Origin of the sequence: Psychrobacter sp. 2Y5 (genome assembly GCF_051847375.1) — a bacterium.
Taxonomy (GTDB): Bacteria; Pseudomonadota; Gammaproteobacteria; order Pseudomonadales; family Moraxellaceae; genus Psychrobacter.
Genome location: NZ_JBPYDA010000001.1, coordinates 30,887 through 47,188, shown reverse-complemented (window position 1 = coordinate 47,188; position 16,302 = coordinate 30,887). Strand labels below are relative to the sequence as shown.

Genomic DNA, 16,302 nt, shown 5'->3' with positions numbered 1-16,302 from the left:
CGAGGGTTTTATGGATAGAGAAAAGCATAAGGATGTACTAGAATGCTTAGATACAACAAACAAAGAAGTTGATATTCTTTAGGTAGGTTTAGTAACCATAAGTCTAAAGTCAAAAACAAAAAGACTTGGGTTAGGTTAGTTAGTATCAGGAATGTATCTAGAATTTGTTCTAATTACCCTATTATCATGTAATAATGTGTAGCTGCCTGATAAAAAAAGTTGTAAACTGAATTAATAATCGCTAAGCTACTTCCTAATTACTTTTGTTGTATAATGACACATTCGTGATAGGTGTGTATTTAACATATCTTAGGAAGTGGTATTACTTGATTTATCACTTAAATTATCCTTTGGAGGAAGCCCATGAAATTGAATAAAATCGCTCTGGCTCTTGTTGCTGTAGCAGCTACGCCACTAGTAGCTAACGCTGGCGTTACTATCAGCCCACTATTACTAGGTTATCATTTCACTGAAGATTTCAGTGATACTGCTGATAAACAACGTGAAATTTTACGTACTGGTAAAAACTTATACCAAGACGCTAATGGTAATGACTTTGGTGGTGACAACCGTGGTAACAACAACGGCGGCGTTGCTAAAGAAAGCGGCCTATATACTGGTGCAGCTTTAGGTATCGAGCTGACTCCTTCTACTCAGTTCCAAGTAGAGTACGGTGTTTCTAACACTAACGGCGAAGCTTCTGAAAGATCAGCTGATGCTGGTGTTAACCGCTTTGACGTTGAGCAAGAAATGATCTCTGGTAACTTCCTAGTTGGTCTAGAAGAGTTCACTGGTTACACTGAAAACGCATTCAAGCCATATATGTTAATCGGTGCTGGTCAATCTAAGATCGAAGTAGAAAACCAAGAGGCTTACGTTGCAACAGGTGATGCTCAAGGTACAACAACTGGTCAACGAGTTGATGCTGGTACTGAAGTCGCTAGCTCTAAAGATACTATCGGTAACTTAGGTCTAGGTGCTATGTACCGCATCAATGACGCTATCAGCTTACGTGGTGAAGCTCGTGCTATCCATAACTTCGATAACAACTGGTGGGAAGGCATGGCCTTAGCTGGTTTAGAAGTTGTACTAGGTGGTCACTTGAAGCCTACCGTAGCAGTACCACCAGTAGTAGAGCCTGACGTTTATGTACCACCAGTAGTCGTTGTAGAAGAAGACGTAGACTCTGATGGTGATGGCGTTGTTGACTCACTAGACGCTTGCCCAGGTACACCAATGAACGTCGTCGTTGACGAACGTGGTTGCCCAATCCCAGTAGACATTACTGACGAATTGAAAATGGAGCTACGCGTATTCTTTGATAACGATAAGTCTACTATCAAATCACAATATCAGCCTGAAATCGCTAAAGTAGCTGAGAAGATGCGCGAGTATCCTAACTCTACTGCCCGTGTTGAAGGTCATGCTTCAAAAACTGGTCCATCAGCACGTTACAACCAACGTCTGTCTGAAGCCCGTGCTGTAGCAGTTAAGTCTATGTTGACTAACGAGTTCGGTATCGCGCCAAACCGTCTATCAACTGTAGGTTATGGTTATGACCAGCCTATCGCTGATAACGATACTGAAGAAGGCCGCGCTATGAACCGTCGTGTTTATGCCATCATCACTGGTGACAAAACAATGACTGTAGAACAAACTAAAGACATGGTTGTTCAGTAAGCACTAGCTTAGTAAGCCTTAAATTGATACTTTAATTTTTACACAAAAAAGCCACCTTTAAGGTGGCTTTTTTTGTTCCATAAAAAGTAATGATATAAATAACTTATTGCAAAAAAGTGTTTGCATTAATGTTATACTAGCCGCCCAAACATTTTGCAAATGGACAAATCATCTATCATTACTGATATTTAGTAATAGATTTGTCACTATCAGCACTTTACGCGGTAAGCCTTACGCCAAAAAGATCTTTATGATTCTGAATGTATTATTCAGTGCTCTAAATTGAAAATTATGGCGTCTATGCCTCTAATTAATCGTATGCAAATGACGATTGACTACTATCTTCGTAAAGCTTTTGCTAAATTGGTAAATAAAATTTATCCAGTAGTAGATACTGCTACTGCATTTTCTTAAGACAAAACGAGCATTCTATATGGCGAACGATATTAAACACTTGCGTAATATTGCAATCATTGCCCACGTTGACCACGGTAAAACCACTTTGGTTGATAAATTATTACATCAATCAGGTACTTTTGGCGATCGTGCTAACATTGCCGAACGCGCGATGGACTCTGGTGATATCGAGCAAGAGCGTGGCATCACCATTTTAGCTAAAAATACAGCGATTAGATGGACAGATAGCTCTGATGATACTGAATATCGTATTAACATTGTCGACACCCCAGGTCACGCCGATTTTGGCGGTGAAGTCGAACGCGTCATGTCGATGGTTGATTGTGTACTGTTAGTCGTAGATGCCGTTGACGGTCCTATGCCGCAAACTCGCTTTGTCACGCAAAAGGCGTTTGAACAAGGCCTAAAACCTATTGTCGTTATCAATAAGATTGACCGTCCAGGCGCGCGTCCTGATTGGGTTATGGATCAGATTTTTGATCTTTTTGATAATCTTGGTGCGACCGATGAGCAGTTGGACTTTCCGGTTGTGTATGCTTCAGCGTTAAACGGTATTGCTGGTCTTGATGCCGATAATTTAGCGGAAGATATGACGCCTTTATTTAAAACTATCGTTGATGTGGTACAGCCGCCACAAGTGGATGCCGATGCCCCATTTCGTATGCAAATATCTAGCCTCGATTATAATAGCTTCGTAGGCGTCATCGGTATTGGACGTATTCAACGTGGTAAAGTGACTACCAATACCCAAGTTACGGTTATCGATAAAAACGGTAACAAGCGTAATGGTCGTATCCTCAAGATCATGGGCTATCATGGCCTCGATCGTATTGAAGTAGAGAGTGCTCAAGCTGGTGATATTATTTGTATTACCGGTATCGATGCGCTAAATATCTCTGATACTATCTGTGATCCGAATCATGTTGAAGCGCTACCGGCATTGACCGTAGATGAGCCAACCGTTTCGATGAACTTCCAAGTTAATAACTCACCGTTCGCAGGTCGCGAAGGTAAGTTTGTGACTTCACGTAATATTCGTGAGCGTCTAGAGCGTGAACTGATTCATAATGTTGCTCTGCGTGTAGAAGATACCGAATCTCCTGATAAGTTTAAAGTGTCAGGCCGTGGTGAGCTACATTTGTCAGTATTGATCGAAAACATGCGCCGTGAAGGGTTTGAAATGGGCGTATCAGGTCCAGAGGTTATCGTCAAAGAAGTCGATGGTAAGCTACAAGAGCCTTATGAAAACGTTGTTTTCGATATCGAGGAAGAGCATCAAGGCGCTATCATGGAGCAGGTTGGCTTACGTAAAGGTGAGATGACGAACATGGAGCTAGATGGTAAAGGTCGTATGCGTATCGAAGCGACAGTACCCGCTCGTGGTTTGATTGGTTTCCGTTCTGAATTTTTAACCCTGACCTCAGGAACGGGTATCATGACTTCAAGCTTCTCACATTATGGTCCACAAAAGATCGGTGATGTCGGCGGTCGTACTAACGGCGTGTTAGTTTCAATGGCTAACGGTACTTGTTTAGGCTTCGCTCTCTTTAATTTACAAAAGCGTGGTAAGTTATTTGCAGAGCCTCAGCTTGAAGTTTATGAAGGTATGATCGTAGGTCTAAACTCGCGTAACGATGACATGGCGGTGAATCCTACGACGGCTAAGCAGCTGACCAACGTACGTGCTAGTGGTACCGATGAGGCCTTGACCTTGACGCCAGCGATCAAGTTTACGCTTGAGCAAGCACTTGAGTTTATTCAAGATGACGAATTAGTTGAAGTCACGCCAAAAGCGATTCGCCTACGTAAGCGTTATTTGACTGAAAATGAGCGTAAGCGTCACGGTCGTAAGAAAAATGCTTAACTCTTGATTTGACTTCGTTTCAGAATGAGAAAAGGCTAACCTGAGGTTAGCCTTTTTTTGTGCTAAAAATTTGTAATAGATAAAAGTAGTCAGTCAATAACGGCTAACTGTACTTTGAGCTTACGGCGTTGCTATTACTAATATTACTAAGGTTATTACTGCTATTAAGGAGTTACGACGACATAATCATTAGTATTAATCAAGATCTCTGAGGGCTGATCGACTACAATGCGCACCGTATTATCGTTAACTGCTGCTTGTGACTTATAATAATTATCTTCGGCAACCGTACAGCCCAAACAGCGACTCATCGCCTCCCATGGCTCTACAAAGAGTTTTTGTTGCGACTGATCAGCATTACCGCCAATAACAGCAAAAGGTAGGCTCACTAAATAGGCGGCAGTACCTGTAACGGCTGCTACTAATTGTAAAGGCTTACCCACTACCGTATCGACTACCATAGTGTCATAAGAAGGACCAAAATCTGTCTCGTCAATCTCGATCGCCGCTGAAGCTGGGCTCATAGTGATAACCACAAGGCTGATACTAGTAAGAGCGGTTAAAAGCTTGGATTTCACAGCGCGTTGGAAGCGGGTTTTGACAGTCATGATGTCATCCTAAAATAGGGGTGGAAGATAAAGACTAGAGCTACTATTAAACCAAGATGTCGGGCGATAAGCAATACAATTCCATACGCCATATCTTCAGCTTTATCATTAGCCTGTAAAAACAGTAGCTTTCTGTTTCAATCATATTCACTAAAGCTTTGGCAGTGGTTGACACTCAGGGCAGAAGACACTCGCGCGCCCATTTAATTTGATGTTATCGAGAGTAGCGGCGCAGTGCGGACAATCTTCGCCTTGTCGGCCGTAAACGTTTAAGGTTTGTTGAAAGTATCCCGTTTGGCCACTAGCTACAGTGAAATCGCGCAGGGTAGAGCCGCCAAGCGTAATGGCTTTATCTAAAATCGTTTTAATGTGCTCGACCAGTAGCGCTATTTGCTCGTAAGATAAGCTATTAGCAGGGGTGGCGGGATGAATCGCTGATAAAAAAAGGCTTTCGGCGGCATAAATATTACCTACACCTACCACCACTTGCTGCTCCATAATGACTGATTTAATCGGTCGCGTGATGGGTTTTTTCTTAGTGGTTTTCTTTTTACCGATATCATCATTATCAGCACTGTCATTGTCGCTACTATTATTATCACTGCTACGCTGAATGAAATGGTATAAATAGTCGGCATTAAAAGCTGCAGATAGCGGCTCAAGTCCTAGATGGTCAAGGAGTTTGGTTTTATAATCGATATACCAAAGTACAGCGCCAAAACGTCTGGGGTCGTGATAATGTAATTGAGTAGTAGAACTGTCTTCACTGATAAATGTCAGTATCAAATGGTCATGCTTGCGTTTTTCTGTACCATAAGGATGCTGCTGCAAGCTACCTGACATGCCTAAATGAATAATTAGCTGACGCAAAGGTGTGATACTAGTAAGATTACTGTTTCCGCTATTTGACTCAGTACTTTGTAATAGCTCTGCAGATGGGGCGAAGCTTAAAATCAAGTATTTAGCACGGCGCTCAGCTCCTTGTAAGCGGTAGCCGACCAATGACTGTAAATCATCAGGCATTTGCCAACGCAGTTTAGGCTGGAATACTTGTACCGATTCTACAGTTTTATTAAGCAAAGGCGCAAGACTGGTTTTTGTGGTTTCGACTTCGGGTAATTCGGGCATAAGCGTTTATATGGTGACCTTTAAAGGGTTGGTTTTGAGTGATAATCAGTGCTAAAGCAACGCTCTACTAGGGCGCAACCGCTCGGCGTGCATGCAGTATGCCAGGCTGTTGCTCAAGCTTGGCTAAGAGTTTGGATAAATGCGCTAACCCTGCTACCTCAACATGAAATTTCAAAAAGGCGATATTATCATCGTTACTCATAGTGTCTACTTGACGGATATTGACGCTTTCATTATCGATGACTTGAGTTAAATCGCGTAGTAAGCCGCGGCGATCATACGCTTCGATATGAATATCTACAGGCTGATAACGCCCGGATTTTGTTCTCCAAGCCGCACTAACAGCGCGCTCAGGATCACGCTCTATCAGACGTTCATATTCAGGGCAACCGCGATTATGAATGCTGACGCCGCGTGACAAGGTAATATACCCTGAGATAGGCTCACCTTGTATCGGGTGACAGCAGCCGGCCAAACTGATCTCGATATTATCTAAGCCGTCGATATAGATCTTGTAGGCGTCAACTTTGCCAGTGGTTTTTGGATCGATACTAGGAGTAAATTCGGCTTTTTGTTTTTCAGGCTCTAAATGCAGCTGCCTAGAGATATGTCCTGTCAACTGATTCAGGCCAATCTCACCGGTGACTAAACCGACAATAATATCGTCAGGAGTATTAACATGAAAAAACTGAGTGTAGTCATTAAGATCTATACTGTTCGGATGGACCGATAAACGCTCAAGCTCACGACTGAGCATATGGCGTCCGATCTCAAGGTTTTTATCGCGATCTTGCTTATTGAACCATTGACGCAGCTTGGAGCGTGCGCGGCTAGTATGGATATAACCCAATGAAGCAACTAGCCAATCTCGGTTAGGCTCCCGAGAAGCTTTGGTGATAATCTCCACTTGCTCGCCGGTTTTGAGCTGATAGGTGAGGGGCACATAACGCTGATTGACCCGAGCGGCCTGCGCGCGATTGCCGACTTGGGTGTGTACGTAATAAGCAAAATCAAGCACCGTTGCATTTTTGGGCAGCTCTATAATGTCGCCATCACGGCTGAAGATGTAGATACGTTCAAGCTCATCAAAATCAATAGCTTGCTCATCTTCATCAAAGTCAGTCATATCATTGATGTCATACTCTGCGTCGCCTTCATTATCGCTGGTATCGCGGCTACGCGCCTCGTTATTGATAGATAATAAATGACGCAGTGAGCTGATTTTTTGGTTGAGATAGTTGTCCTTTCTATTCTTGAGCCCTTCTTTGTAGTTAACGTGCGCGCACATGCCAAGCTCAGCTTCGAAATGCATCTCATTGGTCCGAATTTGTACCTCAAGCGATTTGTTTTCAGCGATGACAGCGGTATGTAGGGAGCGATAACCATTGGGCTTTGGGTTGGTGATATAGTCATCAAATTGCTCGGGGATATAACGCCACAAGCCATGTACTAAGCCTAAGACATGGTAGCAATCAGCGGGATCTTGTACTAATACACGTAGCGCACGAATATCATAAAGCTGATCAAAAGATAAGCTTTTGAGCTTCATTTTGCGATAAATAGAATAGATATGTTTGACCCGGCCTGAGACCTCGCCTACGATATCAGCATCGATTAGGGCTTGATTGAGCTTGTTTTCTACCCGCTGAATATAAGCCTCGCGTTCGCTACGTTTCTCAGATAGCAGCTTAGCAATCTCTTTATAGCGATCGGGGGCAAGGTAACGAAACGCTAAGTCTTCAAGCTCCCACTTGAGCTGAGCAATTCCTAATCGATGCGAGAGCGGCGCATAAATGGTCATGACTTCACGAGCCACGCGCTGTTGGCGCTCAGCGCTAGAGAAGGATAGCTCACGCATCGCAAAAGTACGCTCAGCAAGCTTAATCAGCACCACTCGCACATCGTTGGTGACCGAGATGAGCATGCTATAAATGTTAGAGAGCTGATCGCGTTGCTTGTTGATAAAGTGGTCTTCTAGGCGTTTATTATTTTCAATAATAGCCGACAGCTTACCCATCGCTAAAGTATCTTTGACTAAAGTGCGAATCTCAGCGCCAAAGTTTTGCTCAATCTCAGCCATCGAAATCAGAGATTTACGCGCACTACGATAAAGCATCGCAGCGACTAAAGCGTCTTCGTCTTGGTAGAGGTAAGTGAGAATATCGCTCATGCCGATGCCAGTGACGTAAGCCCCTGAGCGCTCAGACTCGCTAGTATTCATACGACTGCGGATAAACTCACAGGCCGCGGTTAGGTTAGGAACGGAGTCTTGGCCGATACGTTCGGCGACATTATTGAGCCAAGCCGGTACATCAATATTGGCTTGATCTAAATCGGGAGAATCCATTAATGTATAGGAGTCTGCAGATAAAGCGTTATCTGCAGCGTAATTAACTAGCTTTGGATCATGATTATGATAAGCAAGCGCTGCTGAACGATCAAAAGTGGTATGCAGCTTATGAGTGGCCAGTTGCTGCTTAATATCGAAAGGAATCTGAGCATAGCTATTAGCAGACTGGTGAGAGCGTTGATTGGCAACTAATTGCGCCGCCAAACTCGCGCTATCTTCTTCAGTGGTTTGACCATCTACTAACGGCAATCCTTCTCGAATCTTGACCATAGCTGGCTCCTTTTAGCTATTATAGAGTATTGACAGCGACATCGACAATTCATCATGATAAGGATGATTACCAATAAGTATAAAACTTAAGCCAAGACAGCCGCTAATCAAAATAGCAGCTGTCTTAATGCAGTAAGTAATCCCGGTTTGTACTATCAAGCTTTAGTCATAAGTTTAAGTGATAAGTTTCGCATAACAACTATTTGTAAAATAGTTGTTATGAAGTAACCTCTGTAAAACTACTAAGGACTAAGGCTAAAATGCTCAGAGTTGCCAGAGACTATAATTCAAATCACTAGCATTTAGTTGGATTACTATTAGGATCAATCATCAGAGAATATTTTAATATAAACTAAACTATAGTCCAATAAGTCACTCTTGCAATAACTTAGCGATTTTATGACAGCTGTCATGACTATTATCTCAGTTTGCCGCTACAACTCAAGTTGAGCTCTGTAATATTACTACTCGTAAGCTTAATATCTAAGCGATAGAATGTAGCCCGAACCCTTTAAGGTGCTTAGCAAGATAAACCATTAAGCAGGTATTTTCTCAAATCTAGCAATCGACTCCACATGGCCTGTGTGGCAAAACATATCCATCACCCCCGCATGAGTCAGTCGATACCCGTGTTCAAGTAGCGCCTTAGTATCACGAGCAAGCGTTGCCGGATTGCAGGAGACGTAGACAATGCGCTGGGCATTGAACTTAGGTAGATACTGCATAATCTCCCAAGCGCCTGAACGCGGCGGATCAATAAGTAGCGCATCAAAGCCTTGATTGGCCCATGGCTCAGCAGTGCAATCTTGAGTCAAGTCTTGGCTATAGAATTCGGTATTATTAAGGCCATTACGCTGGGCATTGGCACTGGCGCGCAAAGTCATCTCCTCGCTGCCTTCAACGCCGATAACTTTACCTGACTCGCCGACCAAACGCGCTAATGGTAAGCTGAAATTACCTAAACCACTAAACAGGTCTAATACGCGCTCGCCAGCTTTTAGCTCTAATAAATCACAAGCCAGCTTCGTCATTTTTCTATTGACTGACAGATTGACCTGAGTAAAATCAGTCGGAATAAACTCAAAGGTTAAGTCATATTCAGGCAGTTGGTAATATAAGCGGCCAAATTGCTCACTCATATCATCATCACTAGTTAAGGCTATACGCTGAATGCTATCGACGCCTTTGGATTGTAGATACAGCTGCCAATTTCGCGCCGCAAAAAAGGCTTTTAGCTTATCGATATCGCCATCTGATAAAGGTGCTAGGTTACGTACAATAAGCGCTACCGGCTGAGTACCATCTGGCAGCTCAGGGATAAATTCACCCATAGCCAGCTCAAGCTGAGCAATTTTATCTCGGGCATCTAACGTACTGACTAGCGCTTTTAAGTTTTCAATCTCAAAGCCGATACGTGGATCTAAAATATGACATTCATTAAGCTCAGCCAAAAAGTTACTTGAGCGCTCACGAAAGCCGACTAGCGCGGTTTCTTTTTTGGCGACATAGCGCACGCCAAGACGAGCCTTCGTACGATATCCTAATCTATCGCCAACCACCGGCTCTAACCACTGCTCCGGCTGCACATCAGCTTGATGCTGGAGCATCTCAGCCAGCACTGACTGTTTAAAGCTGATCTGACTATCTGGTTGCCAATGCTGCAAGTTACAGCCGCCGCAGACGCCAAAGTGCGGGCACGGTGGCACTGCGCGCTCTGGATTGGGGTTGGCAGTAACCTCTATAGCATCGCCTTCCTCAAAGCTGGCTCGGCTATTGGTCAGCTTGACCTCAACGCTCTCTCCTGGCAAGGCAAAGCTGACAAAGACTTTTTTGCCATGCTTATCAGTGCTATGGCCTTGCGCTTCATCAAAGCCATTACCATAGATGGCTACACCGCGACCATCATGAGAAAGACCGTCGATAGTAAAAGGTACTGGCGGTGCATCTTTTAAGCGGCGACGGGTCTTTGAGGACGGTTTTGATTTTTTCTTATTAGGCGGGGTGATAATCGTCTTGCTGTCTTCTTGATTAGAGTGAGTCTGAGCGGTAGCGTCACTGCTCTTAAGGTTGTGTTTAACATTGTTCTTAGTGTTTTGATCGTCGGTGGGCTGCATAAACCTGCCTTAGCAATAAATGATAAAAATAAGTAAAAGTTGAAACTGGCGTGCTATGTTAATAAATGCGGTCGATATATTAACTTTATTAAGAGGGCGATAGCCAATCATCAAGAAAACTCTGATGGCGTACGCGACCATCGGCTTGCGTAAAGCCGGTCAGATAATCGCGGCTTTGCTGTTGCCACTCTATAAACCCTGTGGAGGAGAGCTGCCCGGTCAAGCGCAGCCAGCGCAAATATATCAGCCAAGTATTCATCACATCGGACTCGCAATATATCGATAGCGTCTGCCACTCATTATTACTGACCAGATCTCCAACCATACTGCCATCGACATCCGTCTTACCGGGTAGACCGTAGAGACTAGCGACCACATCCATCGCTTCACGTCGAGAGGCGCCATACTGACTGAACCTATCCATCAGATCCAAATGCCGAGTTTGGAAGCGATTGACATAATTGTTGAAGCGCATATTTTTGATACGCTCGCCCTCTTCAAATAACCAGGGCGCTGAGAGGTCATATTGCATAGCCCGATAAATAAGCACAGGAATATCAAAACCTGAGCCATTCCAGCTAATCAACTGTGGTAGCTTCTCTAAATCGCTAAAGGCGCGGAAAAACTTCGCTAGTATCTGTTGTTCACTGAAATTATCAGCGGTTAAGGAAAATAAAGAGAATTGACCGTCTTTGATATATAAAGCGGAAATACACACAATACGCTGCAGTGGCAGGCGCATAAAGTTATGGCCTGCCTCTTGGGTGCGAATAGCGGTCAGCGCGCTCAAAGTATCAGCATCATTAAGAGTCGCTAATTGTGGATAGATACGACGGGCCGCCTCAGCATCAGCGATGGTTTCGATATCGAATACCAAGACGGGATTAGCGGGTAGGGCTTGGCTCATAAATAGTCCTGATGGCACTTATAATTGCGCTTAGCGCTATATTCGATAGGCTATAAAAGGTTATGCTATAAAAAGTCTTAAGCTGAAGCACTATCATCAGCATCATTAACGTTATATAACCCAGTTGATAAATACCGATCGCCGCGGTCGCAAACGATAAAGGCTATCACCGCATCCGGATTGGTTTTGGCAACTTGCACAGCGGCCCAAGCTGCGGCTCCTGAGGACACGCCAGCAAAGATGCCCTCGAGCTTGGCAAGCTTACGCATATAGACTTCAGCGATTTTTTGATCGACGTCCATAACCTCATCGACCATGTCTGCATTATAGATACCTGGCATGTAAGCAGCAGGCCAACGACGAATACCAGCGATAGATGCTTCTTCATCTGGTTGCAAACCAATAATTTGGATATCAGGATTTTGCTCTTTTAGATATTGACTGACACCAGTGATAGTGCCGGTAGTACCCATAGAGCTGATAAAATGGGTGATTTTACCGCCCGTTTGTTGCCATAACTCAGGACCAGTAGTGAGATAATGCGCTTGGCTGTTATCGGGGTTATTGAATTGATCTAGCACTATGCCTTTGCCATCGGCTTGCATCTGCAAGGCCATATCGCGCGCCGCTTCCATGCCTTCATCGACTTCAATCAACACAGCGCCGTAAGCTGCCATCGCATCTTTACGCTCTTGGGTTGAGTTAGTCGGCATCAAGAGGGTAATCGGATAGCCGCGCATGGCCGCAACCATAGCCAAGGCAATGCCAGTATTGCCGCTAGTGGCTTCGATGAGCATATCACCAGGCTTTATGTCGCCGCGCTGTTCTGCTTGGTAGATCATATTAAAGGCGGGGCGATCTTTTACCGAACCTGCTGGGTTATTGCCTTCAAGCTTGGCCAACAATTGGGTAGTATTAGTGATCTCTTCTTGCTCAGGTAAACGCTGTAATCTCACCAGCGGTGTCTGACCCACGCAATCGGCAAGCTGTGTGACTTGAGTGATAAAGTTAGCGTTGGCGGTAGACGACATGGGACATCCTATTATAATTAAAGTTAATATTGATATTAGCGCTATTTTTGAGGTATGTTTTTTAGTTGATGCTATTGGCTAGTTTTAAAGCAAAAGTATCGCGAATAGTGAGCTTGCTACCGCCTGTTGCCTATAGCTTAAATGGTATAGTAAAGCTGACAAAACGCAGCGTGAATAAAAACTGGCCTTATTATATCATTTTGTTTTTGGCTACGCTTAGCGCATCATTAATTACTTGTGACAGTCGTTTCTAACGGTTGTGGTTTTAAATGACTTTTGCTGTTAATGACTGTGATTTTTAGCGGCTAGATTACTGGTGCTTAAATCAGAATTGAGTGACATTAGGATTGATTCACAGAGACACTAAGAATACTGGTAAAATAACTCTCAAAACCACCGCAGCAAAATCTAATCCATTACTTTTAAGTGACCTATAGAGTCGTTGGAGCTTATCTTTAGCATGGCATACAAAAAACGCTTTGATACGAGTAGCGCTTACGGTCAATTGATCCTATTGGTGTTTTTACCGATCTGTATCCTAGCCGCAGTCGGTGGCCTTTTGGTGTTTTATGAGACCATGCGTGCCTCTAACTCTGAGCAACAGGCATTGGCTGAGGCAGTGTTAATCCGCTATAAGCCGACTATCGCTGAGATTGTGCCAAAGTTACTAGAACAGCCTCAGGACCTAGAAGTTACAGGAACCTCGTCGCAAACGACGCTCGCTACCTTACAAGACAAACTGAACACTATACAGTCAGAGCAACACGTACAGCGCATTGCTATTATCGATGATAGTAATCAGGTTTTGGCGAGTGTCGGTTACGGCGTAGAGGAGCAGTGGCCGCAGATTATTCCTGATCAGAGCGCTATGATGCAGCAACCTACTCCCATAGGTACCGCTTATGGATTGCCTTTAGGGGATTTTGCTGATCAACAGCTATGGCTGCTTATCGATATGGATAATGAACCGCTATATTTAGCGCGTTACCGTATCGCTATGGCCTTAGCGATTACCGGTCTACTCACTATTTTGATATTACTACTCAGCCTAAATATCTATGCTAAGCGCTGGATCGCCCCTATTTATGAGCTGCGATTACAGCTGCAACGCACGACTGTTGATAATTTATATAAGCCTATCTTGACCGAGTCTAACGGCGAGCTGAATCTGCTACAACAAGATTTGGTCAGAACCTTACGTCGCTTACACAGCAGCTTTCAGGAGTTAAGAAACCACGCCGAACAGACCGAGGATGATTTGCGTTTAGCCTTCGATGAGATGGAGATGCAAAATATCTCGATTCGTAATGCTAGAGATGCCGCAATCTCCACTAGTCAGGCCAAATCTGCATTTTTGGCGAATATCAGCCATGAGCTAAGGACGCCGCTGAACAGTATCGACGGCTTTATTAATCTGCTTGCTCGTCATGGTGAGCTAAATTCTGAGCAAGACCTGTACGTGCAGACCATTCGTAAGTCATCAGCGCATCTATTGGCACTGGTCAACGATGTGCTTGATTTCTCCAAAATAGAAGCAGGTAAGCTGGTGCTTGATCGTCACGAGTTTGATCTCTACAACACTATTTATGATGTGGTCGATATGTTGTCTCCTGTCGCTGCTGAAAAAGGCTTACGGATGGCGGTATTGTTCTATAATGATGTGCCTATGCAGATCGTAGGGGACGCTTTAAGACTCAAGCAAGTACTGACTAATATAGTAGGTAATGCCATCAAGTTTACCGATAATGGCGATGTGGTCGTGCGCGTCAGCTTGGACGACTATCAAGATAATTATCTAATGATCAGTGTGCAAGATAGTGGTAAAGGTATCTCAGAGGCTGATCAAAAGATGCTGTTCCAAAGCTTTAGCCAAGGTGATCCTTCCATCACTCGTCAATATGGCGGTACTGGACTTGGACTTGTCATCTCAAAACAGCTGACTCGGCTGATGGGCGGTGATATTGGGTTTTATGATAATGCCCAAGAGAATATCGCTAATAAAGGCGCGACTTTTTGGTTTAGGATGCCAACCCACGTCGATGTGCTAGAAGCGGCCAGCGGAAATACCATTGCGCTACCAGTGCTTGCGCCGCTAGCAGGAGCGGGCGATGAGTTTCATATGCTTGTGTGGATCAATCATACTGCCTCCTTACAAGTGCTCAAAGCCAGCTTGCAAAACCTTCCTATTAAGTTGACTCAAGCCAACTCCTTGCCAGGAGTGCTTGAATCGCTCAAAGAGCAAGACAATCATTGGGACTGGGTCATTGTTGATAACGATAATCAAGACGATATGATGGCGCTACTCAAGCAAATCAGGCTGCACTATCAAGGCAAGCTGGCAGTATTTGGCTACCAAGTGGCGGCTGATCAAGCCTTACTCAATCGCTATCATGCCAATATCTTGTATGAGCCACTCGACAAGCGCCAGCTCTACGCTATTTTAGATACCCAAAATAAAAAAGCACTTGTACAAGTGCAAGAACCGCGTTGGCAAGGAATCACTGTACTCGCTGTCGATGATCATCTGCCCAATCTTTTGGTATTGGATGCGCTTTTGAGCGAGCTTGGTATTCATGTCATTACTGCCAATAGTGGCTTTGAGGCTATAGAGCTGATAAGTAAGCAGCAGGCTAGGCAAGCTAAAACCAATAACAAGACCGTCACTCAAAGCTTATCGAGTAAAACTCAGCGCTCAAAAGCAGAAGCACGCGCGCAACTCAGTAATACGCCCTCCCCATTAAAGCTAAGCACCGAGAATAACGCGACAGATAAGATAACGGCTACTCCTCATGATATCGATCTGATATTCATGGACATTCAAATGCCTCGAATGTCAGGAAGAGAAGCTACCGAACAGATCCGAAAAATAGAAGCAGCAGACAGTCATATTCCTATTATCGCGCTGACGGCTCACGGCCTATCTGATGAGCGCGATCGCCTTATAGCTAGCGGTATAGACGACTATGTTGGTAAGCCTATTAGCCAACCACAGTTACTGCAAGTGCTACAAAAATGGCTAGGACGCGCCACAGCCGCGCACCATATGGCGGCGAGTACTCAGCTGGCGCACACTAATCTAGCTGATTCGAGTTTGACCGATTTGAGTGCCAATAATCCCAATGACACTCAGTTAAAGGCGAACGATCAAGATAATAAGCAGCCTGAAAAAACCCAACTAAATCCCCAGAAAAAAAATAAAAAAATGTTGCGACCGCTGTCGTTAAAGAAAATTCGCGATAATTATCTGCGTGATAATTTACACGATACTCTACGTGATAACCTAACGGATACTCAGTCGGCACAAAGCCATGGGCGTAATGGCACTCAAGCTCGTTATAGTTATCTAGACCAAAGAAACTTATCGCAAAGTCCGGTAGAGCCTAATACGCATCTGCAACAAAATCAAAGCCTTGCAACAGGTCGACAGCTATTAAATCTAGAGCAGCACTCTGCTGCAAACGCTACTGAGAGATCAGAGATTTTAGACTGGCAAGATGCGTTGACTCGTTCAGCGAATAAGCCAGATCTGGCAGCAAAACTCATTATTATGATGCTCGACACCATCGCCGATGAGAAAGAGTCACTCGCTCAAGCTTGGCAGGCAAAAGATCGTCATATGCTTGCGCAGATTGCTCACCGTATTTTGGGAGCGAGTCGCTATACCGGTGTCCCGCAGCTACGTCTTGCCAGTCAAAATTTAGAGGATAAATGCTTATTAAATGTACAGCATACGACGCCTGCACAATTTGCCATGCTACAGCCTTATTATAAAGACTTAATGACAGCGCTAAATAATCTGCAAAACCTAGACTTATCGCCTTACTCTGAGCTTAATTACCACCGTCTAAGCGAAAACGATATGAACTGGAAAATGATTTGAATGGATAGTCAGTTATTGCTAGGGTAGCTTTGAGATAACACTGCTATGATTAA

Annotated in this window: 9 protein-coding genes; 3 read left to right on the top strand and 6 right to left on the bottom strand. The window is 44.2% G+C overall.

All coding sequences use genetic code 11. The annotated features are described in order from the left end of the window. Window positions 1-363: 363 nt before the first annotated feature. Both ACS8E3_RS00190 and typA read left to right on the top strand, forming a co-directional pair. A complete protein-coding gene (locus ACS8E3_RS00190) occupies window positions 364-1,680 on the top strand; it encodes an OmpA family protein (protein WP_439239990.1) in 1,317 nt (438 codons plus the stop codon). A 433-nt stretch (window positions 1,681-2,113) separates the two neighbouring features. Continuing rightward, complete coding sequence (gene typA / locus ACS8E3_RS00185; RefSeq protein ID WP_439239988.1) at window positions 2,114-3,961, top strand: translational GTPase TypA; 1,848 nt, start codon at window positions 2,114-2,116, stop codon at window positions 3,959-3,961. A 164-nt stretch (window positions 3,962-4,125) separates the two neighbouring features. Here the strand turns inward: typA and ACS8E3_RS00180 are convergent, their stop codons facing one another. From ACS8E3_RS00180 to cysM, 6 genes are all read right to left on the bottom strand, one after another. Continuing rightward, window positions 4,126-4,569, bottom strand: coding sequence for a hypothetical protein (locus tag ACS8E3_RS00180; protein WP_439239986.1), 444 nt, complete (start codon window positions 4,567-4,569; stop codon window positions 4,126-4,128). A gap of 150 nt (window positions 4,570-4,719) precedes the next feature. After that, window positions 4,720-5,697 (bottom strand): bifunctional DNA-formamidopyrimidine glycosylase/DNA-(apurinic or apyrimidinic site) lyase, encoded by a 978-nt coding sequence (mutM, locus tag ACS8E3_RS00175; protein ID WP_439239984.1) that lies wholly within the window; start codon window positions 5,695-5,697, stop codon window positions 4,720-4,722. A gap of 67 nt (window positions 5,698-5,764) precedes the next feature. Beyond that, complete coding sequence (locus ACS8E3_RS00170) at window positions 5,765-8,317, bottom strand: RelA/SpoT family protein (protein WP_439239982.1); 2,553 nt, start codon at window positions 8,315-8,317, stop codon at window positions 5,765-5,767. Window positions 8,318-8,853: 536 nt separating this feature from the next. Continuing rightward, window positions 8,854-10,431, bottom strand: a complete 1,578-nt coding sequence (gene rlmD, locus ACS8E3_RS00165; protein WP_439239980.1) for a 23S rRNA (uracil(1939)-C(5))-methyltransferase RlmD — start codon at window positions 10,429-10,431, stop codon at window positions 8,854-8,856. Between the two features lie 88 nt (window positions 10,432-10,519). Then, entirely contained in the window at window positions 10,520-11,338 is an 819-nt protein-coding gene (locus ACS8E3_RS00160; protein WP_439239978.1) for a 3'-5' exonuclease, read from the bottom strand. A gap of 77 nt (window positions 11,339-11,415) precedes the next feature. Next, on the bottom strand, window positions 11,416-12,369 hold the full coding sequence (gene cysM / locus ACS8E3_RS00155; protein WP_439239976.1) for a cysteine synthase CysM: 954 nt from the start codon (window positions 12,367-12,369) through the stop codon (window positions 11,416-11,418). A 460-nt stretch (window positions 12,370-12,829) separates the two neighbouring features. On the opposite strand from cysM, the gene ACS8E3_RS00150 reads away from it, so the two are divergent. Next, window positions 12,830-16,249, top strand: a complete 3,420-nt coding sequence (locus tag ACS8E3_RS00150) for an ATP-binding protein (RefSeq protein ID WP_439239974.1) — start codon at window positions 12,830-12,832, stop codon at window positions 16,247-16,249. Window positions 16,250-16,302 lie beyond the last annotated feature (53 nt).